This window comes from Bacillus sp. ISL-75 (assembly GCF_018613095.1).
The window spans coordinates 1-23,225 of the sequence record NZ_JAGGQX010000041.1 but is presented as its reverse complement, the minus strand read 5'-3'; the positions used below and the strand labels follow the sequence as shown (position 1 = coordinate 23,225).

The window sequence follows — 23,225 nt, the reverse complement described above, 5'->3', positions numbered from 1 at the left end:
GGGTTTTTCCCAAAAATTAAAAATTTTATTTATCGCCGAATAATGTCATAATAATTTTAATAAGAATGTCCTTTGGAGTGAGAAATGATTGCTTTATTTAGAGAAAAACCATGATCCAAGAAAGAATGCCGCAATCCTTGCCCAATTTACAAACCAATTGGACCTAAAAAGGGCCATTCAAGAAACCGAGCAGCTTTTCAATCGAACACGAAGGAATGAATCCTCTCCTCGTCAGAAGGAAATTCGTCATCTGACCGGATCACTTCCTCAAAAAATGACAACAGCTTTGTTTCGCCACTTATCGACGACCGCTAATTCTGATGATCAAGGAAAGGTTAAGATAGATCCTGAAGGAAATGTGATTCCGGATTGGAAAGGCATGTTGGATGAAGAATACTTGAATTTACATAAGAATATGGTGAAAGAGGTCCATGTTGAAGATTTTGGAGCAATTGGCGATGGGAAGACGGATAACACCTTTGCATTTAAAAAAGCGATTGGCAACGGCAAGGTGAAAGTGGTTGTACCAGCTGGAGTATTTATAACAAAGGGAATCCAACTGCCCTCTTGGACCATGTTTGTTGGCGCAGGAAAAGGTGTAACGACGATTAAACTTCATGATGTTGCCGATAATGGTACTCGGCTCATTACTAACAGGAATCACTGGAAAGGGAATCATCATCTTTATGTCGGCTCCATAAGTTTGGACTGGAATGTCGAAAGGCTTGGCAACGTGGCGAAAACAAGTACTTGGGGAAATCACTCCAGCTGCTTAACGTATGCAAATGTCACTTATGGCTGGGTTAAGGATGTTGAAGGAATGAATCCAGGACTGCATTGCTTTGATGTTACATCAACTCTGTACAATTATGCGGGTGACGGCTTTCGCGCCCGCGGCGGCAGCAAGTATGTCTGGCTCGATAACTTGAATGGCTATGGTTTCGGTGATGATGGAATCACCACCCATCACAGTGATTATGTCTTTATCTCCCGCTGCCATCTGTGTGACCCAAGTGGTCGTGCCCACAAGATGGGCTTTTCTAACTCCAACGGGATTGAGGTCGATGATGGTTCGAGGAATGTGTTGCTTGTTAATAATTCTTCTGCCCGATGCTTTGGCGGGGTGGAAATAAAAGCGCACGAAAATTCTTCAGCCGCTTCAAACGTACAAATTATCGGGCATATTTCGGTCCACGATAACCGCTCGTTTAATTTCCGGCATATTGGACATCACAAAAGCACGGAGGCTGAGTCACAAACTGCTTACAATATTATGGCAACGAATCTTGTAGCCATCGAGCCGATTTTTACTGAGTTATATAAAGGCTCAACGCCGCGCGGTATGGTTGTCTCAGCTTATAAAAATGTAGTCATTAACCATTTTACTTTGGCTGGTGACCCCAATTATGACTACAAAGGCCACCCGGTAATTGCCGTTCAATATCGGGCCAGAAATGTGATATTAAAACATATATCTGTTAAAGATTTTAAAAAAGCGGGGAGCGATATTAAAGTATTCGGAGGTGAAAATAGAGCGGATTCTATTCAAATTTATGATGTGATGAGTCAAAATTCCGCGCCAAAAGCGATCGAGGTCGGATTAGGGGTCAAAGATATTACCATTGAAAATGCGAAAAGCGTCGACAATTATTTGTGACGCTTTTCTTCTTTTTCTACTGTTATGTCATCGACTAGTTTTTCGGCCACTTTCCGATATAAATTACTCATATGAACGAGTGAAGAAATCATTAATACCTGCTCAAGATACGGAGAGTTTCCGTTTTCATCCGCGGTGATTTCTTCTTTAACATCCTTTACTCTTCCATCAATGTCTACTTTAAAATCCTCGACATTTTGGCGAGTTAAATTCAGATAACTCGTATAAAAAGTATCTAACTCCATCTCCTCTTTGATAATTTTTTGATTGATCCCTTGAAGGGCAACTTTTATATCATTGATGGATAGGGCCCCTTTTAGCTGGTAAATTAAGCTCATGAGGATCAGGTGTTCTTTTGAATACTTCTTATTATGGATTGGAAAAATCAGTTTTCCTTTCGCATAGTTATTGATCATCGTTTTGGTTAGGACCTTATCGTCCTCATTCCGTTTTGTTTCAGTGAATTTATTTTCAAATAATTGAATCACCTGGTCCATATATAAATCGATCTGTGGTATCTCATCTAAAGCTAAGTTTGCTTCTAAGCCGAGCTGCTTAATAATTTGATTGATATTTTCCATTCGTTTATCCCCGTTCATAGTCTTTATTTTTTTATTATACCTAAAGATATATCCATTGACTAGGTGTGGATATATAAGTATTATTATAAGTAGTTATTAAAACTACATGATGTGCTGGGAGGCATATAAAATGAACAATTACATTCGCGAACCTATCAACGGACTAACCCATTTAGCCGGAGCAGTTTTAGCCTTTGTCGGGCTCCTTGCGATGGTTATCAAGGCGGCTGCGACGACAAGTTCACCGTCTGCAATTACTGCGGTCATTATTTTCGGCGTTAGTATGATTCTGCTTTACTCGGCATCGGCCACCTATCACATGGTGATTGCTCACGATCAAGTAATTGCCTTTTTACGACGGCTGGATCATTCGATGATTTTCATTTTAATCGCAGGTACGTATACTCCTTTTTGCTTTATCAGTTTGAACGGAAAAATAGGTGCGATTCTATTTTCAATTATTGCAGGAATTGCAATTAGCGGGGTTGTTTTTAAAATGGTCTGGTTTAATTGCCCTCGCTGGATTTCTACCTCCTTGTATTTAGCGATGGGTTGGATGATTGTGTTTGTATTCTCGCCGCTAACTGGAAGCTTAAACCCGATTGGTTTATTTTTGCTCATCCTCGGGGGAATTTTTTATACGATTGGCGGGGTGATCTACGGTGCAAAACCTAAGTTCTTGCAGTCAAAGTACATGGGCTTCCATGAGATTTTCCATATTTTCATTTTACTAGGAAGTGTGGCGCATTTTTTAACCGTGTTCCTATATGTCATTTAATTTTTGGTGCATTTGAAACGCCCTCTTTTGATGGCGTTTTTGTTTTATCATTCAGTATGAAATTTATTCCGATTCATCCGATTAGCAATGATATTCTTCTTTCTTCCATCATTGGAGGGGTAACCACGGTGATCACCATATACGAATTAAATGAAACAAAACACACGATTAGAACGGTGGATCAAAAAGCTTTTGTGAATATCATGCAAACGATGGAGGTAATGGGGCGCTTCCGAAGGGATTAAAGAGGGGCTGATGCCCATGGAACTTAATTTTTTTTGGTTGAAGGGCATCATACGCTCGAGGTACCTCCTACTTCATCGTTCTATCCCAATTAATCTACCAAGTTCCTCCATCAATACCAGTGCGTGATTATGGACCGGGTCCTTTGCTCCATAGAGGAGTGTTACTGGGCCCTTAGCTTCCATTTCAATGATTTGCCGGATATATTCCCGCTTTTGTTCGTCCATGTGAAGCTCCTCTAGGTATCTAATGCGGAATTCTTCAAATAGCTCAGGTTTATGACAGAACCATTTCCTCAATTCGTTGCTTGGAGCTAGATCTTTAAACCAATACGAAAGCTTCGCGGCTTCTTTCGAAATCCCCCTCGGCCATAAGCGGTCAATTAAGATTCGGCAGCCATCCATTTCCTCATAGGGCTCATAGATCCTCTTCATAAAAAGATTAGACAAAATAATTCACCTCATTCATATATCAGTTTTCATGTCCACCCGGTATGGACAAATACATAGATTTGTCCACGAATGGTGTCAGGCACCAAAATTGAAGGCACCAAAATTGAAATGGTATCAAATGCGACCCAGTTAATCTTCGTCTTTTACGTCGATACTTTCTGGAATGGGTTCGTTCAGGATTTCTTCGATTAGTTGTTTGTATTTTTCCATTTGTTTTAGGTGGGTGCTGAATTGTTCTTTGTAGATTAGGTATTCTTCCCCGTCAAATAGGGCGCGGATTTTCTTTTGTTGGATGAGGCTTTTGACAGTTGCCTCAGGAACCGATAAATATTCTGCTGTCTCTTTTATAGTAATGTACAATATGATTACTCCTCTTTTAATAAATTGATTTGTTGGACAACACGGCCTGCTTTTCCCATTGTATTGACTGCTTGTGACAATGAATTGAGGATCTTTTCCTCAGATGCTTCCTCGCCGCTGTAAAAAGTTGATTCTTCATCGGATCATCCCTGGCCGATGGTCAAGAAAGTTTTGATAGGCAAATCCGCGGACCACTTCTTCACTATAATATTTTAATAGTTCATTAATAAGATTTTGACTTTTAGAGGCATCCTCCAAATTAGTGATAAAGGTCGAAATTCCATCAAAATCCGAACCGAATCCAATTTGTTTGACGCCGCCCAATGAGCAAAAGTGATCAATATGTTTAACAAGGTCTGGAACCGTCACTTCTCCAAATTCTTTTACAAAAGGTGGATTGTAAACAACATGAATCAACCCGCCTTTAGCAAACATCGCCGTTGCCTGTTCATCTGTGAGGTTTCGCAGATGGTTGCAAAGTGCTCGAGCATTCGAGTGGCTCGCAATCGGATACTTGGCTAATTCAATGACTTCCCAAATCCCTTTGTCGCTTAAGTGAGAAACATCGGTCAGGATTTGATGCTCGTTATTAAACTCGACAATTTCTTTTCCGAACAGCGTCAGCCCCGCGCCGCGCGGTTCACCAGCGCCATCAGCGGCAAGATTGGCTTGGTTCCATGTCAAACCAACGGAACGGACACCTAGTTGATAGAGAATATGGAGCTTCGATAAATCGTTGCCAATTGGATCCACGCCTTCAAGCGTTAACATTGCGCCGATCTGACCGATCTTTAAGCGATCAAAATCCGACCATTCTTTGATATGGACCATGTCTGGATTTTTTCCAAGCACTTCCTTGTAAAAATAATCGATTTGCTCAAGGACAACCTGAAATTTCTGGTCCCCCTTTATTTCGGGTTCAATAAATATCGCAAAACACTGGACTTTGATTTGGCCCTGCTGGAGGCGTGTTTTACTAGTTTGTAACTCCGGCGCATCAGCAAATCGTAACGTACCATGCGCTTCTTGGAGTTTCATTAGGGCATCACAATGTAAGTCAATGATATTCATTTAGCAAGTCTCCTTTTTATAAAAATTTTAACACAACAAAATAAGGCTAGGAGAATCATTTACCTAGCCCAACATAAATTTAAGTTTTTCATAAAAATCTAGTTAGTCGATTCCGCCATTTCTTTGACCATTGGGAGTACCTTGTCCCAAATTTCTGCACTTAAATCGCGGTATTTCTTCCCTTCCGGCATCACTGAGAAATCCCCTTGTAAAATATGTAGTGTCGTCTTTCCATTATCCTCAGACAATTGGAAGGTGATTCCGTCTTCTTCCGTGGCAAGTGCCTTTTCCTCGCTCCGAACATCAAATACAGTAAACCGAAGGAGTTTATTCTTCTCGAGAGCCGTCACATTCCCTTCGACAATTACGGTCCCATCCTCGCCTTTCCATAGGACAGGACTTCCAAGCTCCCAAGTGGATTCGAGTTGAAACTGTGGTCCGCCGCTTGAAAATTCCGTCGCCCAACGGTTATTATACTCACTGACCGTAAGAACATCCCATACATTGGACGCTGGAGCATTGATTTCAATCGTTTGGTCAACAAAAAGCTTACTCATTTCATTCCTCCTCAAATATAGGCATTATAGATACTCTCATTATACTTCAATGAAAAACCTAACTACAATTATTCCAGTATAGACAAGAAAAAATCGGCGATGGATGATACATCAGCCGATTAATATTTTCTTAGAAATACAGGTTCTTTTTCCAATACTTTGATCCTAATGATTTCATGACAGACATGTAAGACTTTTTCTATAACCTGTGTGGTATTCGCCAATACCCTTAGCGCAAACCCTGATACGGCTAGTATCGAAATACCAATTCTAACATCAAGGAAAGTATCGAGAATTTCTTGCAACTCTTCTACTAAAGCAGGATTGATACGATGATCAATAACAATCATCGTCCCAAAATGAGAAAACCCTTCCATCATGCCAATCCCTTTAAGATCATTGTCAGGTTGAAGTTTTACATGATCAAATAAAATAAGTTTGCCATCCATATAAATTTCCATTTTTGCTTGGAGTAAGTCATATCTAAAAAGTGTCCCATCAGGAGCCCAACCTGGAGTAAAAATATCTGTGCAAATAAGGGAAGAGTTTTGTTCCATTCGAATGACCGTACGCTGCTTGAAACGAGCATGCTGGTAAGCAATGACTGGATCTGGCAGATATTCTAAAACACTTCCGCTTTTCAAATGTATGTCCATTTCCTGAAAAGCCGGAGAGGTTCGTGTTTTATATATTTTAGTAGAGGATTGGGTGGTAACAACTACCTCAGCATTCTCCTCCAATAAGATGACCGTTTGGTAGGAATCACCATCAATGTATCCCCCACCTGGATTCATCACATAAAGATAGGCTTCGCCGCCTCCTGTTAGGTAAACAGGTCTAGTTATTTTTAATGCACCCTCTGAGTAGGATTCTTTTAAAATCGTTTTCTTACCTTTCCTTGCACCCGTTAGTCTCAAATATCCGGTCCGCTGTTCCACCTACCCTAATCCTTCCAATAGCGCATTTAACTTGAGCCACTCAATAACCTCGTTTACACCAACATCCTCTTTTAAGTTTGTAAAGATATATGGCTTCTTGCCTCTTGCCAGCTTTGTATCTGACTCCATGACTTCTAAGCTTGCTCCTACATATGGGGCTAAATCAATTTTGTTGATGATAAACAGATCAGATTTAATCATCCCTTGGCCACCTTTACGCGGAATTTTTTCCCCTTGGGCTACATCAATAATATAAATAGAAAAGTCTACGAGTTCGGGACTAAAGGTGGCAGCTAGGTTATCGCCGCCGCTCTCGACAAAAATAAGTGATAGATTCGGATGTTTCTCCTTTAGCTCATCAATGGCAGCGAAATTCATGGATGCGTCTTCCCGGATCGCCGTATGCGGGCATCCTCCTGTTTCCACACCAATAATTCGATCCTCTGAAAGTACACTATTTTTTATTAAAAATTGTGCATCTTCCTTGGTGTAAATGTCATTGGTTACGACCGCCATGTTATATTCATCTTTGAGGTGTCTCGTTAATCGCTCCACAAGCAACGTCTTCCCTGCTCCAACTGGTCCGCCAACTCCTATACGTATCGGTTCCATCGTTACCCCTTCTTTCATCATTTTTTAGGACATAAACAAACGGGTATGTAATCTCTCGTGTCGCATTTGTGAAATTTCAATTCCAGGAGCCACAGCTCCAAAGTCATCAGCATCCATTCCTTCAATTATCTCTGTAGTCTTTTGTAAATAAGGGTGTAATTCTAAAAGAATACGTTGACCGGCTGTTTGCCCTAGTGGTATCCCTCTTACACCATTCTGAATAAGGGTCACCATACTTGAATACAGGAAAGTCAGTATTCCTTGTCTTTTCTCGATTCCTAAGTACTGGCAGATAATCGAAAAAGCAATTCCAGGATGACCATACGCCTCCTTGGCACGTATCTTTTTTAGGTATTCTTCTAATAATGGTATCGAATATAAATCAATTCCCATCCGAATCAATCTTTCCCCAATCCTCCGGTTTGCCTCTCGTGCTTCTTTAGGAATATTCTGGACAAACAATTTTTGATCGAGCACCCATAGCCCTTCGATATCATCTTTAAGTAAGGCGTCAAAGGTTAGACGGCAGGCAAGTCCATCGGTATAGGCGATTTGTTTTTCCAAGTAAATTCGAATCCATTCAAAAAAGGTTTCCTTACTATAGACGATTTCTTCCTGGATGTAAGTTTCCAATCCAAATGAATGTGAAAAAGCTCCGGACGGAAAATTGGAATCCCCTATTTGCAATAAGGACAAGAGTTGATTATCCATGGGAGTGACCGATATGCCGGAATGCCTTTTTCACTTTTCTATCTTCCCTTGCGTATGGAATCTCTAATTGTTTCAGCAGTTCTTCAACAAGATAATCATATTGGACGAGCATCACCTGGCCTTCAAATTGTGCAGGCAAGTGTCGGTTACCCAACTGATGCGCAATTTCCCCCATTTGCTTAAAGCTTGTCGGATGAATTACCAGCAAGTCGTCCCTCGTGACACTGACAACGATCATATTTCGGTCATCCATGAATAATACATCGCCATCAATCAGGTCTTTTGGTTCTTTCAGCCGGATGCCAATCTCTTTACCGTGGTCCGTTGTCACCCGCTGAATTCGCTTCACTAAGTCATCACTGGCTAAATATACTCTTTCGATGTGTCGGCCAGAGGCTGCGATTTCATCTACATTTCCCACGATTTGTTCAATAATCATGATTTTCCTCCTAAAATAAGAAATAACGCTGTGCCATCGGTAATACTTCTGCTGGTTCACAGGTCACTAGCTCACCATCCACAATAACTTCATAGGTTTGTGGATCGACTACAATTGTTGGCATTTCCGCATTGAGCTTCATATCTGTTTTTGATAGTTGGCGAATTCCCTGTACTGGTTTGATTTGTTTTTTTAGTCCAAGCTTTTCAGGTACACCAAGTTCAATGGCTGCTTTTGACATGAAAGTAATCGAGGTGCTGTACTTGGCTTTTCCGAAGGAAGCAAACATTGGACGGTACAGAACTGGCTGCGGAGTAGGAATGGAGGCATTCGGATCTCCCATTAAACTGTGGGCAATCATTCCACCTTTAATGACGATCTCTGGTTTAACGCCAAAGAATGCAGGTTCCCAAATGACGAGATCCGCCAATTTCCCCACTTCCACCGAACCAACCTCCTCAGCAATACCGTGCGTAATTGCCGGATTAATCGTATATTTGGCAATGTATCGCTTTACTCGGGAGTTATCTCCGACTCCTGTGTCTTCAGGCAACTTGCCTCGTTGCTTTCGCATTTTATCGGCGGTTTGCCAGGTACGAGTAATCACTTCGCCGACTCTGCCCATCGCTTGTGAATCTGAACTTATCATGCTGAATACGCCCATGTCGTGGAGAATATCTTCCGCTGCAATCGTTTCTTTTCTGATGCGTGAATCAGCAAAGGCAATGTCCTCAGGTACGTCCGGGTCTAAGTGATGACAAACCATTAGCATATCTAAGTGTTCATCTAAGGTATTTTTTGTATAAGGCCGTGTTGGATTGGTAGATGACGGCAGGATATACGGGAAACTTGCGACCTTAATAATATCGGGAGCATGACCGCCGCCGGCCCCTTCTGTATGATAGGTATGGATAACTCGGCCATTAATGGCTGCCAAAGTATCTTCTACAAAACCGCCTTCATTTAATGTATCGGTGTGAATGGCAACTTGGACATCATACTTGTCCGCTACCCTGAGGCAGTGGTCAATGGCTGATGCGGTCGTTCCCCAGTCTTCATGCAGTTTAAGTCCAATCACGCCGGCATTGATTTGTTCAATTAACGGTTCTTCAGCGGACGAATTCCCCTTTCCTAAGAATCCAAGATTCATTGGGAATTCTTCAGCAGCTTCTAACATTCGGTGAATATTCCATTCTCCCGGTGTACAAGTGGTTGCATTTGTTCCGGTTGCCGGACCAGTGCCGCCGCCAATCATGGTTGTAATCCCAGATGAAAGGGCGGTTTCGATTTGCTGCGGGCTTATAAAATGGATATGGGCATCAATGCCGCCAGCTGTTACAATCATGCCTTCTCCAGCAATGACTTCCGTTGAAGCCCCAATGATCATGTCTACCGCTTCCATTAAAAGAGGATTTCCACTTTTTCCAATCCCAGCGATTCGGCCATCACGAATTCCAATGTCCGCCTTATAAATCCCGCTATAATCTAGAATAATAGCATTGGTTATGACAGCATCAAGTGCCCCATCTGCTCGTGTAGCAAGCGGATGCTGTCCCATCCCGTCACGGATTACTTTTCCACCGCCAAATTTGACCTCATCACCATAAACGGTAAAATCCTTTTCTATTTCGATAAATAAATCAGTGTCCGCTAGCCTGATGGCATCACCCGTTGTAGGACCAAACATGTCTGCATATTGCTTTCTCGACATTCGAAAGCTCATAACGGATTCCCCTCTCCTTGGTCCAATGGGCCATCGGTTTTATTATTTAGCCCATAGACTTCACGCTGACCGGCGAAGGGAACGAGTTCTACTTCTTTCGCATCCCCTGGTTCAAACCGGACAGCGGTACCGGCAGGAATATTTAGGTGCCTGCCAAATGCTTGGTCTCGTTCAAATTTTAGTGCGGAATTCACTTCGTAAAAATGAAAATGGGACCCGATTTGAATTGGCCGGTCACCTTGATTGAGCACCATAACTTTAGAAGCCTTCCTACCCTGGTTGCAGTTAATCGGCTCTTGTCTTAATCGATATTCTCCTGGTATCATTTTTTCGCTCCCACTAGGTTTAATTGATAGTTTCTTTGATTTTCAGAGTTGTTTATTTACTTTGGGAAATGGACATCCTCCATTGGAAGTTGTTTTACAATTATCGTAAAATTACCTCTCATTTTCGTAAAATAAATCCTCTTTTCGTAAAAATAACTGCTCTTTTCGTAAAATAAATCCTCTTTTTGTAAAAATAACTTTTCTATTCGTAAAATTAACGCTAGCGAATCGGCTCATGTACGGTAACAAGCTTGGTTCCATCTGGAAATGTTGCCTCTACTTGGATATCGTGAATCATTTCCGGGATCCCTTCCATCACATCTTCGCTTGATAATATTTTGGTCCCCTCACTCATCAATTCAGCCACCGATTTCCCATCTCTTGCCCCCTCCATAATTTCGTAGGTGATGAGGGCAATCGCTTCAGGATAATTTAATTTTAGTCCCCGTTCCTTTCGGCGCCTGGCCAAGTCTGCTGCAATGACAATCATTAATTTTTCCTGCTCCCGCTGGGTTAATTTCATCCCTTACCTCCCCCCTAGTAAATCATAAAGTGTACAGGCAATAATCTTTGTGGCATCCACCAGATCATCTACACGGATATTTTCATCAGCCCGGTGCCCATTAGCCTCTTCCAGCAATTTGGGACCAACACCAAACATGATTGTTGGGATGCCTTTTTCATAAAAATGACGGGCATCTGCATAGATCGGTACTCCGTTTATCGCTAAATCACCTTTCCCTTTCATAATGGACTGCCAGTTCGTGGATAATGCTAAAATCAGTGGTGAGTCTTCCGGAACAGGCCCGAAGCTTTCTGCATGAAGTATTTTTCGAATTTCTATTTTTATTCCTTGGGTCGTCTTGACCGCTTCTTCCACAACTTTTCTAAATTCCACTTCCGCTTGGTCCCCGTCTTCTCCTGGAATCAATCTTCGGTCAACCCTTATTGTACATTCATCAGGTACAACATTTGTGTTAATTCCTCCCGAAATGAGACCGACAACCAAGGTTGGGTGGTCAATCCCAGGCACAGTAGATTTATTGGACGCGAGAGTCTGCCGATATTCGTATAAACCATTTAAAATCTTTGTCGTCGCCTCAAGCGCATCAATTCCTGTATGTGGCAGGGCGGCATGGGCAGACTTCCCTGTTGTTTTCACTTCAAAATGTAAACAGCCGTTATGGGCATTAACTGCCGAATAGGTAAAGCCGGCTGCAATCGCCTGGTCAGGACTGATATTCCCTTGATCAAGCAGCCTTTTTGGTCCTAATTCTCCGCCTGTTTCTTCATCAAAAGTAAAAGCAAGGTCAACTTTACCGTGCAGAGGGTTACTGATTTTGACTTTTTTCAAGGCTAAAACGGCGTATGAATAGGCAGCAATATCAGATTTGGAAACTGCCACGCCCCGTCCATACATCTTTCCATTAATGATCTCCCCTCCGTATGGGTCAACACTCCAGCCTAACCCAGGGGGCACCACATCACCATGTGCATTTAAGACAATATTTGTTCCTTCCCCGTTCCCAAACTCGGTGCTGCTAAGGACATTGGCCAAACTAATCATTCCAGCAGCTTTGACTTCCTCTTCATCAACCTCTAATAGAGATACATCCACAAAGCCAAGTTCTTGAAGCTGGTGGTGTAAGAAAGCAGCAATAGGGTAACAATTACCAGCGGGGTTATCTGAAGGAACTTGCACTATTTTTTTTAAAAAATCAATCATTTCTGCTTGGTGCTCCTCAATCCACTGGACCAAACTTTCCTTATCCTGATTCATAAAACTCCTCCTTTTTGCTGCGTGTCCACTTACAGGCAAACACCAACTTTCTCCTGGATCACCCCGGATTTATCATCATAAATGACCTTTCCTCGTAAAATCGTTTTCTTCACCTTAAGTAAAAACTCTCTATTTTCGTATGGTGAATAGGCATTTCGAAAAGCCAATGATTGTTTATCAGCAATCGTTGATTCATCTAAACGTATCAAAACAAGGTCAGCATCTAAGCCGGGACGAATTCGCCCTTTACGGTCTCCTATTCCAAACCGTTCAGCCACATTCGACGTCCCTAATGGTAAAATTTGTTTAAGATTGATTCTCCGTTTAAGGACCTCATCAAGCAGTGAAAGCCATGTAAATTGAACCCCTTGAATCCCTCCCCATGCATCCCAGATGGAATCCGTTGCTTTCATCGAATAAAGACACGGGGAATGATCAGATCCAATCGTGTCAATCCATCCTTTCTGAATGCAGTCCCACAGTCCCTCTACCTCTTCGCGCGCTCTTAGCGGCGGCGCACATTTGAGGATGGCACCATTTTCAATAAAATCCTCTTCATCAAAAATTAAATAATGCGGACAGGTTTCCACCGTGACATCTACACCGCTTTTTTTGGCCTGCTCGATGAGCCCGATTACCTTCGCCGAACTAATATGAACAAAATGAAGGGCTGTTCCGTATTTAGCAGCAAGCTCTAAGGCATAACTAACCGCTTTCTCTTCCGCTGATACGGGCCTGCTCGCGAGAAAGGCCTTTCGTTCATTGATTCCGGCCCTATGTTTATAAAAAGCTGTAAATTTATTAATCTCTTCATTCCATTCTGCATGGAGGGCGAGAATCTTCTTATGCTCCTTTGCAGCCTGCATGGCTTGTTTCAATCCATCTGGCGAGACAAAGCGGAAATCTTCAATCCCACTCTCACTCATAAATGCTTTCCATGCAATAATCCCCTCACTCATGAGAGAGAGTTCTTGCCGGTAAGCGAGGTTCGTGTCTGTCATTCCACCCCAGAGAGCATAATCGACATGAGACATAGAGGTTAAATACTCTTTTTTATCTAGTAAATTCTTAACAGTAGTAACAGAAGGTGCACAATTCAGTGGCATATCAAAAATGGTAGTGGTTCCGCCGATAGCTGCAGCTCGGCTTCCTGTCTCGATTCCTTCCCAATCCGTTCTTCCTGGGTCATTGAAATGGACATGGGCATCAATAAAGCCAGGAACCACTAGACAGCCGCTTGCATCAATAATCGTATCCGTTTCCTCTTTCAATGGTTCTCCTTCACTTTTTACGAGGGAGTCAATCCTCTCATCAAGGACTCGAATGTTTACCTCTCGAAAGCCTTCCTCGGTAAAAACAAGCCCATTCTTCACCCAAAGTTCTTTCATCTTATGACCCTCCTTAACTCCCGCGATACGTACTGTACCCACCAGGTGAAATCAACAATGGGACATGATAGTGGGAGGCGGGTTCAGAAATGCCAAAGCGAACGGGAACACAATCTAAGAACGAAGGATCTCCAAGTAAAGTGCCGCGATTCCGAAAATAATCTCCAACATGAAAATGAATTTCATAGACTCCCTTTTTCATGGATGCCCCTTCGAGGAGAGGTTGATTGACCCGGCCATCTTCATTCGTATAGCTGATTTGAATGAATTCAAATTTGTTGTCTGGATCAACTTGCCATAATTCCACCAGGACGCCACTTGCCGGTTTTCCCATACTTAAATCAAGGACATGGGTAGTTACCTTTCCAGTCATTTCGGTGATTCCCCTGGATTTTCTAAATCTTCACGTGTCATGGAAAAACATTGAAAACCATACGGAGGACGCGGTTCGGTAAAAACTTTCCCTTCTTGTGAGGCAGTAATTTCGTCTAAAACGGTTTCCCAGGTCCGGTTATTGGATTCAAAGCGAACCTCCACTAACTGTGGAAAACGCTCTAATATACGAAGACCAATGCGGTAGATAAGATTTTGAATGGAGGGAGAATTCTCTTCATGGAAAACAGTATAAGCAATATCCCTAACTTGCTCTGCTGCGACATACCCATCTGTGGTTCTGCCCTTTGCAGCATCGAAATCGTTATAGCGCCACCCAATATTCAAAAAGATAAATAGTGGCCGGTCATAGGATTCTGGCAGTGTCGTATATTCATCCTTCACAAATCCATAAAAGGAGCTGCCACGTACCTTTAAAAGCTTTAGTCCCTTCAAACTGCTGAGATGATCGGCTGTGATGATCTTTTCTCCAGTGCGTTTCACTTCAACTTGAGCCAACGATTGTTCATTCAATGAATAGCGGAATACGAATGGACTCGGTTCAAAACTATCTTTCGTTGGTACTGGGAGCTCGTCAAATGGGATTTGTTCGCTAGAGATATCGACAGCACTCATATGAGGATACGTTTCAAGGAAACGGCGGGCGACAAATTCTAGGAATCCTTCTTGTGTTGAACCTTCATAATCGCCAGCATGTTTTAGAATAAAATTTTTCATCGAATCCGTTGCCACAACTAATGTATTATCCCCATCTTTAAACGACGATAAGAAGGCTTCGCCTTCTACTGCCACCCTAACATTCATTCCAAACAGAATATTGCTGCGACCCTTAAAGGCTGATTCAGGAATCGGACGGACTCCTGTTAATGGGGCTGCGTAGGTGCGATAAACCCAAACATCTGCTTTTCCGTAGCGCATCGTTCTTTGCATATCATCATCCCCCTTTATTGAATAACATCATTTAAGCGGAACCCTGCAATTTTATAGACCTCATCCAAGGCTGTCGGGTATTCTTGTTCATAGGTATTGCCCACACGTTCTTTCATCGCTGCAAGAATTGTTTCCTTGCTTTGGCCCTTCACTGCCATAATAAAAGGAAAATCAAATTGGTCGACATACCTCTGATTGAGTGAAACAAACTCACTATGTTCATTTTTCGAGAGCCGATCAAGACCTACTCCAGCTTGCTCCTTTTGCGAAACTTCTGATATTTTTAATCTAGTACCCAGATCCGGATGGGCACGAAGCAGGGCCAATTGCAAGGCTGCTTCTGCATTTTTCACAACCGTCACCATTGTTTGTAAGAGTTCCTCACGAGATTGAAAGGGCATACTCTCCCATGCCTTCTCAGCCACCCACGTGGAGTGCTCAAACACCCAGCCTACTGTACTCACAAATTCCTCTTTATTCATTTGATTTATTTCCTCTATAGAGCCTTGATTATTCTCCTTTACATCCATGGTTTCATCTCTCCCAAACTAACTGATTTCAGCAGGATTTCAGGAGAAACAGACAACTTGCCTCTCTTCACCACTCGTGCCTCCACCCTTTCAGCCGGTCATATTCTTCTTTGGTATCGACGTCAAAAAAGTCCCAACCGTTCTCATAATTAACTAGAATGCCAGTTAATTTTTCCTTTTTAATAAGCTGCCGTGCCCCTTCATCCCCCTCTAGTTTCTGTAAATCAGGAACCACCTTTGGCGAAAAAATAATGGGGGGTCTAGGAATCCCCTGAAAACTAGCGGCGATAAACGGAACCTCTTTATTCTCTTGATGTATCTTGAGGTATCGTTTAACCAAATCATTGATGATTTCTACTGGTAAGAGCGGTTGATCAGCGAGAAGGATCATGATTCCTTTGGGTTCCATTTCCATGGCTGCAAGCAATCCACATTGCAAGGAATGTGCCTGCCCTTTATCAGCATCACGGCATCTCAAAGCTTTCCAGCGTTCTCGGAGGGGACTCCCGAAAAGGGTGCCGTCAATCCATTTGAGCGTATCCTCATCCCTTGTCACCACAATCGTATAGTCCAGTTTGGAATTCACTGCCTTTTCTAAGGCTGAATTACCAACTGTTTTCTGCCCCCAAGGGAGTGCCAGCTTATTAACCCCCATCCGGCGGCTCTTACCCGCCGCAAGATAGACTGCGATGACTCCGTCGTTATCCTTCAAGAGAAACCACCTTTTGATGCCTTTTTTGAATCCCTTCCATCTTGACCCCCTATTCACTCCAAGTTACCTAACACTATATATATTGATAGACCTCCCAAAATACACCCAGGTTCTTTTTCAATTTTCTGATACTGGGTAGATTTTCAGTAGATAGACGAACATTACTAACAAAGCTTATGTCATCTTTTTTCACCATAATATCCAAAAGGGGAAATAGTATCTACACTAATGTCATATAATCTAACATAGAAAAATTGTTGATTGGAGCGGAAATCAACAGGCAAGTAACCAGAGCTATTTTATAAAAAAATATGTTAGATATACCTACAACAATTGAGCAATTGTAAGCATCATGTAGAATAATGTATTTTAAATTAATTAACTGGAATGGAGAGGTTGTATGACAGATTCTCACTTTATGGAAAAGGCAATTGAACTAGCGCTAAATAATGTTTTGACGAAGCAAGGGGGACCATTTGGAGCGGTCGTCGTCAAGGACGGAAAGGTCATTGGAATCGGCCGAAATGAAGTAACCGGGACAAACGATCCCACTGCACATGCCGAAGTGCAAGCCATTCGCGATGCCTGCCGGAATTTAAACGACTTTCAGCTGAACGATTGTGAAATCTATACCAGCTGTGAACCTTGTCCGATGTGCATCGGCGCCATTTATTGGGCACGCCCCAAGGCTGTTTATTATGCTTGCACCAAACAAGATGCAGCGAAAATAGGGTTTGATGATCAATTTATTTATGATCAACTCTCCCTCCCCATCGAATATCGAAAAATACCTATGAAAAAGATTTTTCCACCAGATGGAGATATTCCGTTTAGAACATGGGAGAATTCACAAGATAAAGTAGAGTATTAATATGACAGTAAAGGATGTTGTCCTATGGAGGGAAAACAGTTAAAGAGACGAATCTCTGTAGCATCTAAAAGAGAGCCAGCGGATACGGTCATTAAAAATGGGAAAATTATCGATGTTTTTAATGGAGAAATTATCGAAGGAGACCTTGCGATTGTTGATGGATACTTTGCGGGTATAGGTGATTATGAGGGGAATAGGGTGATCGATGCAAATGGCCGTTATTTATCCCCTGCTTTTATCGATGGTCATGTTCATATTGAGTCCTCTATGGTCACACCAAATGAATTTGCAAAGGTTCTTCTTCCGCACGGGGTAACTACCATCATTGCAGACCCACATGAAATTGCCAACGTATTAGGCGCTGAGGGGATACAATACATGCTTGATTCCTCTGAAAACTTACCGTTTGACTTTTTCTTCATGCTTCCTTCATGTGTTCCTGCGACCGAATTTGAAAATTCCGGCGCTACTCTTAATGCAAAAGATCTAAAACCCTTTTATCAGCAGCCAAGAGTCTTAGGTTTAGCTGAAGTCATGAATTTCCCAGCAGTTCTAAAGGCTGAGGACGACATGCTTGAAAAAATCCTAACAGCAAAACAAACTGGCAAAAAAATTGACGGTCATGCGGCGGGGCTATCGGCCAATGATTTGAATGTGTATTTGGCAGCAGGCATTCGAACAGATCACGAAAGTACAACAGCAATAGAAGCAAAAGAACGTCTCAGAAGAGGTATGTACCTAATGATTCGCGAAGGTACGGTGGCAAAAGACTTACAACAATTGATTCCCATCGTCAATGAGCGAAATGCAAGAAGATGTTTATTTGTAACGGATGATAAGCATTTAGACGACCTCATCCATGATGGCAGCATCGATCACAACGTAAGGCTGGCTATCGCCTCAGGTATATCTTCCATAACAGCCATTCAAATGGCAACCATTAATGCAGCAGAATGCTTTGGGCTGGAGGCTAAGGGTGCGATTGCACCTGGATACAAAGCGGATTTCTTCCTGTTTGATGACCTTGAGAACATTACTATTACAACCGTTTATAAAGATGGAATTGCCGTTGTCGAGAATGGACGGCTTATTATTGAATCACAGGACAATTCCTTGGTTGAAACAGACCGGTTAAGAAATTCTGTTCGTTTCCATGAATTAACGGAAAATCATTTCCAAATTCCATTAAATACGAAAAAAGCAAATATTATTGAAATTATTCCCAATAGTCTTGTAACGCGTCATATTATTGAAAAAGTTAATGCTAGTGATTCAGGGATATTTCAACCCTCTATCATAAATGACCAATTAAAGCTGGCCGTGATTGAGCGTCATCATATGAAAAATCAAATAGGTTTAGGGATTGTCAAAGGTTTAGGTCTAAAATCAGGTGCGATTGCAACCACCATTGCTCACGATTCCCATAATCTTATTATTGCCGGAACAACCGATTTGGATATGGTAGTTGCTGCCAAAGCGATCAAAGATATCCAAGGGGGTCTCGTTGTTGTCAATCAAGGCGAAGTGATTGCCTCATTACGACTTTCCATCGCAGGGTTAATGTCAGATCGCCCGTATCAAGAGGTTTATTCCAGTCTAAATGAGATAAATCTTGCCCTCAAAAAACTAGGTGCACACGACCACTTCAACCCATTTTTAACGATTTCGTTTTTATCACTTCCTGTCATACCGGAACTAAAGTTAACTGATAAGGGTTTGTTCCAGATTAGTAAGTTTGAGCATATAGATCTCGATGCTTAGGAAATAATAAAATATCCAGCAAAGGTGCTGGATAGAAGAAGACACCCTGGTTTGAAAGGATGGGAAAATGAAGAAAAGTATATTTAATGAGGGTGATGAAGTAAATATTCGTTCTTCGGGTGAATCAGTAACAATCAATAAATCTCAATATGTAAAAAACATGAAAAGGTACTCTTACATTGTCAATGAACATCCAAATACCTTTTTCTTTGAAGAAGAACTAACAAAAGATTAAGCTATTTTTTTGCTGAGTTCATTGTCATTGGAAATTATCTTTTAAATTCAAAGGAGAAATACCCCCAAATGTCGAAGATAAGGTAAAGGGGTTGTCCAATGAATAAAGCTGAATTATTAAAAAATCTACACTACGCCAGTCGGAGTAATTTATTTTCAATTGAGATTCCAAAGGCTGTTAAAGAAGATGAAAAGCTTATTGAAGGCTTGGTTAGAGAATTAGTACAAGACGGAAAAATAAAAATGAGAGAAGTTGTCCAACGAGACTGCTCCGTTTATTTATCCGGAATTATCAAGTATGCAACAAAGTAATCGGCTCTTTTGAGGGAATTCCCTCATAAAAACATCCCCTCGCAAATAATTCCGAGGGGATTTCTTTTTTAAACATCCTTTTACATTGCAACCGATTCTTGCTTTTCCACATTTTTATTATAGTAACGATTGAGAAAATGCCCATTTAACGAGGCGAGTATTTGCTGAAATAACATCCCAACCACTACTGGTACCGCAACTGCAGCTGGGAAGTAAGTAATAGCTATAACTGCCCCAGCACTGATATTTCTCATCCCGCCAGTGAATGTCAGTGATATGACGTTGTCTCGTCCACCATTAAAAAATCGACCAATTAAAAATGAAAACAAGTAACCAGACAGCGCAATCAAGAAGACCATTAAGGTAATACTTACAAGTTTAAAATTAGGATTTCTTAAATAGGGTGCGACTACTGCCCCATTAAGCATGACCACAAATCCAAGGCTAATTTTCGAAAAAGGAGCAAGACGTGTCCCTAATTGGTTTTTAATTTTCCCCTTTGTAACTTGGTTTAAGTACATCCCAATCAAGGAAGGAATGACCACCATTCCCAATAGACCTTTCATTATACTGATAAAGTCCATTTCAATTTTTTCACCTATAAATAACGATAGCGAATATGGAACAATGATTGGTGAAAGCAAGGTATCAATTAAAATGATCGACAAGACCAATGGAATGTTTCCTTTGTAAATGGCTACCCACATAAAGCTTGTCACTCCTGTTGGAATGACCATTCCCAAGACAAGTCCGGTAATCGTGTAATCATCACCAGAAAAGGCGACATGACCTACACCCCAGGCCCAAATTGGCATGAGGACATGAAGGATTGCCATTGCAATAAAAATTGGAAACGGATGAACGATCACCTCTTTTAGAGAATGGAAATTGGAACTTAAACTCCCAGCGAAGGTCATAAAAGCAAAAATCCAAGGAATTAAATATGAAAAATCCTTTAGATGGACACTAAACAATACTCCAGTCAATACACCAACCGGGGTAATTAATGGCATGATTCTTTCTAGTTGTTTATTTATCTTTTGCAGCATAAGCCTCTCCCCAAACACTTAAATTGTGTATACTCCATTATCAAGAATACCACATTTATTCAGCTTGGAGCTCAAGAATTTCGAGAACCTAAAAATATCCAAATACGCCTTTTTTATTAGTTTTTCAAATTTAAAAAGGATTTTCTCCAAGGGAAGGGTCGTCCTCTATAACAATGTCAGTATATGGTATATCTTCCTCAGGTGGTATGGAATTTACGTGAGTGATGACTCATTATTTTGGGAATCTGTCTGTTTTTCTGCACTAGTTTGATTTTTTTCCATTTCCTCTTTTACAGTCTTCATTTTTGCTAGGTCCTCTTTTACTTGCTCAGTTATTTTCTTTGGTACAACATCTCTTCCGTATGTAGCACCAATGTTTAGGGCACCACTCAGATGATTAATGCCAAGCTGGGCAAAGTTGTTGTTTTGCTCATATTTATCTAAATAAAGCTTATCTATATATAATGTGTTACAAATGGAATCTTGCTGCCTAGTCGCATCTTCTGTTTCCACCATTTTCTTTGTTAACTCATTACATTTTTCAATAAGATTATCCACTCCTTTAAGTAGCCCAGCTTGTACTTCATTAACTAGTAAATAATTACTTTCCAACGCAAGGACTCTCATTTTGATATGTGAATCAAATGATTCAACATCTACTTCTTCCAGCTCGTCCCCATCACAGGGTGAGCCGATTGCTGCTATTCCTTCTAATATCGATTGATTAATTCTCTCTTCCTTAGAGAAGCCGTTGAATTGATGGTTTTCTCGTTCTATTAGTTTCAAAATTAGACTTTCCAACGACATTACTTTTTCTTGCATCATTTCTTGCTTTTTAATATGAGTAGCTAATTTTTCCGATAGACGTCGTTCCACTAAACGTAGTAATCTTCCTTCCCTCTCCTTTTCTTCTTCCACGGACAAGGAAGTAGTCTGACTTGTATTTACGGATAATATTATTTCTCGAACAGATTGTTCAAACTTGTTTAGCCTCCCAGTCAGCATTCCTGTAGATCGTTAAATATCAGGTTTGAAAAAAATAGAGCCCCTCAGTAAGATACGAGTATAGAGTCCAATCTAACTCAGAGTCTTAAGGAGGAAGCCCTAATATGAATTTTAAAATGCAAGACAAACAAAATCAACTAATTGAAAGAATTTCCGATACACATCTTATTGTTGGTGTTGATATTGCTCAACAACTACACGTTGCAAGAGCAGTTAACTTCCGTGGAATTGTAGTTGGAGATCCTCTTATATTTGAAAATAATGAAGAGGGGTTCGTTAAACTATTAAACTGGATTCAAGACTTAAAAAAATTAAAACACTTAAATGCAGCAATAGTAGGTATGGAGCCTACAGGCCATTACTGGATTAACCTATCAAAATGGTTATACAACCAAAACATTGAGGTAGTAACAGTCAATCCTCACTTAGTAAAAAGGAATAAAGAGAATCGTGATAATACCCAATCTAAGAGTGATAAAAAAGATGCACTCGTCATCGCAGATATGGTCAAAAACGGATACTATTCCTTTATCCGCCCTTCCTCAGAATCATTTGAGAAACTTAGAGTTCTAATGTCTAACCGTGATGTGATTGTAAAACGTCTCGTCATGTCTATAAATCAAATAAATCGATGGGTGGATGTTGTCTTTCCAGAGTTACGACAAGTGTTTAACGATGTTTCGTGCAAAGGTTCAATCGCAACCCTTCGTTTATTTCCAACTCCAGATGAAATATCTTCAATGGAGTCACTAGATGTCCAGAGGGGATGGAAGTCATTAATGAAAAGACAACCAGGACCTAAAAAAGCTCAATTGCTGATCAATCTAGCAAAATCTTCTATTGGAACTGGGCAAGCACTTGATGCTTATAAATTCCATCTAGAACAATTATTAGAAGAATATGACCTCGCTGTAATACAACTCGAAAGAGTTGAACAACAAGTTAAAGAAGTTCTCAATAAAATACCATTTGCAAAAAAACTACTTACGATTAAAGGAATCAGTGAAATTTCATTAGCTGGGATACTAGGTGAGTCAGGAGATTTAAGTGGATTCTCCCACGGAAACTCTCTATTACGTCATGCAGGATTACATCTAGCTGAAGCAAGTTCAGGCAAATGGAAAGGTCAGATCGTCATTTCGAAGCGTGGAAGATCAAGACTCCGACGCTTCCTCTACTTAGCAACGATGAGCCTTGTGATGAATAACCCTGAATTTAAAGCAGTCCATTCCCATAATGTGAAGGTTAAAAAGATAAAGAAAGTGAAATCAATCATGAAACTGATAGGAAAACTAGCAAGGATTTTTGTAGGAATAGCACGGCGAAACGAGTCTTACTGTCCAAGTAAACTTCAAGTATTAATCCCTTTAGCAGCATAGAAATAAATCATTAGTAATATATAATCATCATATAAAACAGTTAACTTTAATTTTTGAATGTTGTCTTATTCGTAGGATTTCAAATATGTACGGAGTACCAGGTTTATAGAACAAAAGGGCACTGTGACCCATCAGGTTAGCATAACTGGCCTCCACCCCTTGGACAGACATGACGAAGGAATGAGAGGGCGATTGACCCGTTGAGACATGGGAGGGAAAGCCTCCAGGGGCGGCGTGGAGATGTACATTATATGGAAAAATATGGAGTGGTAGCTGACTCCTTTATTTAACTATGCCTTCACGAAGCCAAATGATCTGAACTCATTTCAATTACCCGTAAATCCAATTACAAGGGTTATGAAATCCTGCGAATAAGTGAGCATTTAAGAGATATTCGTATCAAACTGAGGGAGTTCAATAAAAAATAAACGCC

The 23,225-nt window shown here is 41.1% G+C and carries 28 protein-coding genes; 8 read left to right on the top strand and 20 right to left on the bottom strand.

Annotation, left to right across the window (positions count from 1 at the left end; translation table 11 throughout):
- Positions 1 to 88 precede the first annotated feature (88 nt).
- Positions 89 to 1,657 carry a glycoside hydrolase family 55 protein gene (locus J7E63_RS17400; RefSeq protein ID WP_215014639.1) on the top strand — a complete coding sequence of 523 codons (1,569 nt, stop codon included), beginning with the start codon at positions 89 to 91 and terminating at the stop codon, positions 1,655 to 1,657.
- Here J7E63_RS17400 and J7E63_RS17395 read toward each other — a convergent pair.
- Entirely contained in the window at positions 1,648 to 2,238 is a 591-nt protein-coding gene (locus tag J7E63_RS17395; RefSeq protein ID WP_215014637.1) for a DUF1836 domain-containing protein, read from the bottom strand. The two genes, J7E63_RS17400 and J7E63_RS17395, sit on opposite strands and share 10 nt — an antisense overlap.
- Positions 2,239 to 2,368: 130 nt before the next feature.
- Here J7E63_RS17395 and trhA point away from each other — a divergent pair, with 130 nt between their 5' ends.
- The gene (trhA, locus tag J7E63_RS17390) at positions 2,369 to 3,016 is read left to right on the top strand and encodes a PAQR family membrane homeostasis protein TrhA (RefSeq protein ID WP_215014635.1); all 648 of its coding nucleotides are present in this window, start codon (positions 2,369 to 2,371) and stop codon (positions 3,014 to 3,016) included.
- A 128-nt stretch (positions 3,017 to 3,144) separates the two neighbouring features.
- Complete coding sequence (locus J7E63_RS29700) at positions 3,145 to 3,261, top strand: DUF2179 domain-containing protein (RefSeq protein WP_374193750.1); 117 nt, start codon at positions 3,145 to 3,147, stop codon at positions 3,259 to 3,261.
- A 72-nt stretch (positions 3,262 to 3,333) separates the two neighbouring features.
- Here the strand turns inward: J7E63_RS29700 and J7E63_RS17380 are convergent, their stop codons facing one another.
- From J7E63_RS17380 to J7E63_RS17300, 17 genes are all read right to left on the bottom strand, one after another.
- Positions 3,334 to 3,708: a DUF488 domain-containing protein gene (locus J7E63_RS17380; RefSeq protein WP_251033594.1), complete on the bottom strand. Its 375-nt coding sequence runs from the start codon at positions 3,706 to 3,708 to the stop codon at positions 3,334 to 3,336.
- Positions 3,709 to 3,840: 132 nt separating this feature from the next.
- Positions 3,841 to 4,071, bottom strand: coding sequence for an excisionase family DNA-binding protein (locus tag J7E63_RS17375; protein ID WP_088085696.1), 231 nt, complete (start codon positions 4,069 to 4,071; stop codon positions 3,841 to 3,843).
- Positions 4,072 to 4,206: 135 nt separating this feature from the next.
- Positions 4,207 to 5,142, bottom strand: a complete 936-nt coding sequence (locus J7E63_RS17370) for a dipeptidase (RefSeq protein ID WP_215014631.1) — start codon at positions 5,140 to 5,142, stop codon at positions 4,207 to 4,209.
- Positions 5,143 to 5,240: 98 nt separating this feature from the next.
- Positions 5,241 to 5,699, bottom strand: a complete 459-nt coding sequence (locus J7E63_RS17365) for an SRPBCC family protein (RefSeq protein ID WP_215014630.1) — start codon at positions 5,697 to 5,699, stop codon at positions 5,241 to 5,243.
- A 119-nt stretch (positions 5,700 to 5,818) separates the two neighbouring features.
- Entirely contained in the window at positions 5,819 to 6,637 is an 819-nt protein-coding gene (locus tag J7E63_RS17360) for an urease accessory protein UreD (RefSeq protein WP_215014629.1), read from the bottom strand.
- Positions 6,638 to 7,249, bottom strand: a complete 612-nt coding sequence (gene ureG, locus J7E63_RS17355) for an urease accessory protein UreG (RefSeq protein WP_214715202.1) — start codon at positions 7,247 to 7,249, stop codon at positions 6,638 to 6,640.
- A 24-nt stretch (positions 7,250 to 7,273) separates the two neighbouring features.
- Positions 7,274 to 7,945 (bottom strand): urease accessory protein UreF, encoded by a 672-nt coding sequence (locus J7E63_RS17350; RefSeq protein ID WP_308161470.1) that lies wholly within the window; start codon positions 7,943 to 7,945, stop codon positions 7,274 to 7,276.
- Between the two features lie 7 nt (positions 7,946 to 7,952).
- On the bottom strand, positions 7,953 to 8,399 hold the full coding sequence (ureE, locus tag J7E63_RS17345) for an urease accessory protein UreE (RefSeq protein WP_214715200.1): 447 nt from the start codon (positions 8,397 to 8,399) through the stop codon (positions 7,953 to 7,955).
- Positions 8,400 to 8,409: 10 nt separating this feature from the next.
- Entirely contained in the window at positions 8,410 to 10,122 is a 1,713-nt protein-coding gene (gene ureC / locus J7E63_RS17340; protein ID WP_215014628.1) for an urease subunit alpha, read from the bottom strand.
- Entirely contained in the window at positions 10,119 to 10,448 is a 330-nt protein-coding gene (locus J7E63_RS17335) for an urease subunit beta (protein ID WP_215014627.1), read from the bottom strand. The genes ureC and J7E63_RS17335 overlap by 4 nt, the downstream gene beginning before the upstream one ends.
- A gap of 220 nt (positions 10,449 to 10,668) precedes the next feature.
- Positions 10,669 to 10,971 (bottom strand): urease subunit gamma, encoded by a 303-nt coding sequence (locus J7E63_RS17330; RefSeq protein WP_215014626.1) that lies wholly within the window; start codon positions 10,969 to 10,971, stop codon positions 10,669 to 10,671.
- Between the two features lie 3 nt (positions 10,972 to 10,974).
- Positions 10,975 to 12,228 (bottom strand): ArgE/DapE family deacylase, encoded by a 1,254-nt coding sequence (locus J7E63_RS17325; RefSeq protein ID WP_215014625.1) that lies wholly within the window; start codon positions 12,226 to 12,228, stop codon positions 10,975 to 10,977.
- Positions 12,229 to 12,257: 29 nt separating this feature from the next.
- Positions 12,258 to 13,616, bottom strand: coding sequence for an allantoinase AllB (allB, locus tag J7E63_RS17320; protein WP_215014624.1), 1,359 nt, complete (start codon positions 13,614 to 13,616; stop codon positions 12,258 to 12,260).
- A 13-nt stretch (positions 13,617 to 13,629) separates the two neighbouring features.
- The gene (gene uraH, locus J7E63_RS17315) at positions 13,630 to 13,989 is read right to left on the bottom strand and encodes a hydroxyisourate hydrolase (RefSeq protein ID WP_215014622.1); all 360 of its coding nucleotides are present in this window, start codon (positions 13,987 to 13,989) and stop codon (positions 13,630 to 13,632) included.
- Positions 13,986 to 14,939: a factor-independent urate hydroxylase gene (gene pucL, locus J7E63_RS17310; protein WP_215014614.1), complete on the bottom strand. Its 954-nt coding sequence runs from the start codon at positions 14,937 to 14,939 to the stop codon at positions 13,986 to 13,988. The genes uraH and pucL overlap by 4 nt, the downstream gene beginning before the upstream one ends.
- Before the next feature lie 14 nt (positions 14,940 to 14,953).
- The gene (gene uraD, locus J7E63_RS17305; RefSeq protein ID WP_215014612.1) at positions 14,954 to 15,469 is read right to left on the bottom strand and encodes a 2-oxo-4-hydroxy-4-carboxy-5-ureidoimidazoline decarboxylase; all 516 of its coding nucleotides are present in this window, start codon (positions 15,467 to 15,469) and stop codon (positions 14,954 to 14,956) included.
- Positions 15,470 to 15,536: 67 nt separating this feature from the next.
- The gene (locus J7E63_RS17300; RefSeq protein ID WP_215014610.1) at positions 15,537 to 16,181 is read right to left on the bottom strand and encodes an NTP transferase domain-containing protein; all 645 of its coding nucleotides are present in this window, start codon (positions 16,179 to 16,181) and stop codon (positions 15,537 to 15,539) included.
- 400 nt (positions 16,182 to 16,581) lie between these two features.
- Here J7E63_RS17300 and J7E63_RS17295 point away from each other — a divergent pair, with 400 nt between their 5' ends.
- The 4 genes from J7E63_RS17295 (at position 16,582) to J7E63_RS17280 (ending at position 19,359) form a co-directional block, all read left to right on the top strand.
- Entirely contained in the window at positions 16,582 to 17,052 is a 471-nt protein-coding gene (locus tag J7E63_RS17295; RefSeq protein ID WP_088085680.1) for a nucleoside deaminase, read from the top strand.
- A 24-nt stretch (positions 17,053 to 17,076) separates the two neighbouring features.
- Positions 17,077 to 18,813 carry an adenine deaminase gene (gene ade / locus J7E63_RS17290; RefSeq protein WP_215014608.1) on the top strand — a complete coding sequence of 579 codons (1,737 nt, stop codon included), beginning with the start codon at positions 17,077 to 17,079 and terminating at the stop codon, positions 18,811 to 18,813.
- A gap of 67 nt (positions 18,814 to 18,880) precedes the next feature.
- A complete protein-coding gene (locus J7E63_RS17285) occupies positions 18,881 to 19,048 on the top strand; it encodes a hypothetical protein (RefSeq protein WP_168242104.1) in 168 nt (55 codons plus the stop codon).
- A 98-nt stretch (positions 19,049 to 19,146) separates the two neighbouring features.
- Positions 19,147 to 19,359 carry a hypothetical protein gene (locus tag J7E63_RS17280; RefSeq protein WP_215002755.1) on the top strand — a complete coding sequence of 71 codons (213 nt, stop codon included), beginning with the start codon at positions 19,147 to 19,149 and terminating at the stop codon, positions 19,357 to 19,359.
- A gap of 80 nt (positions 19,360 to 19,439) precedes the next feature.
- Here the strand turns inward: J7E63_RS17280 and J7E63_RS17275 are convergent, their stop codons facing one another.
- On the bottom strand, positions 19,440 to 20,408 hold the full coding sequence (locus J7E63_RS17275; protein ID WP_215014606.1) for a bile acid:sodium symporter family protein: 969 nt from the start codon (positions 20,406 to 20,408) through the stop codon (positions 19,440 to 19,442).
- A gap of 213 nt (positions 20,409 to 20,621) precedes the next feature.
- Positions 20,622 to 21,413 (bottom strand): hypothetical protein, encoded by a 792-nt coding sequence (locus tag J7E63_RS17270; RefSeq protein ID WP_215014604.1) that lies wholly within the window; start codon positions 21,411 to 21,413, stop codon positions 20,622 to 20,624.
- 104 nt (positions 21,414 to 21,517) lie between these two features.
- Here J7E63_RS17270 and J7E63_RS17265 point away from each other — a divergent pair, with 104 nt between their 5' ends.
- A complete protein-coding gene (locus J7E63_RS17265) occupies positions 21,518 to 22,792 on the top strand; it encodes an IS110 family RNA-guided transposase (protein WP_215014602.1) in 1,275 nt (424 codons plus the stop codon).
- Positions 22,793 to 23,225 lie beyond the last annotated feature (433 nt).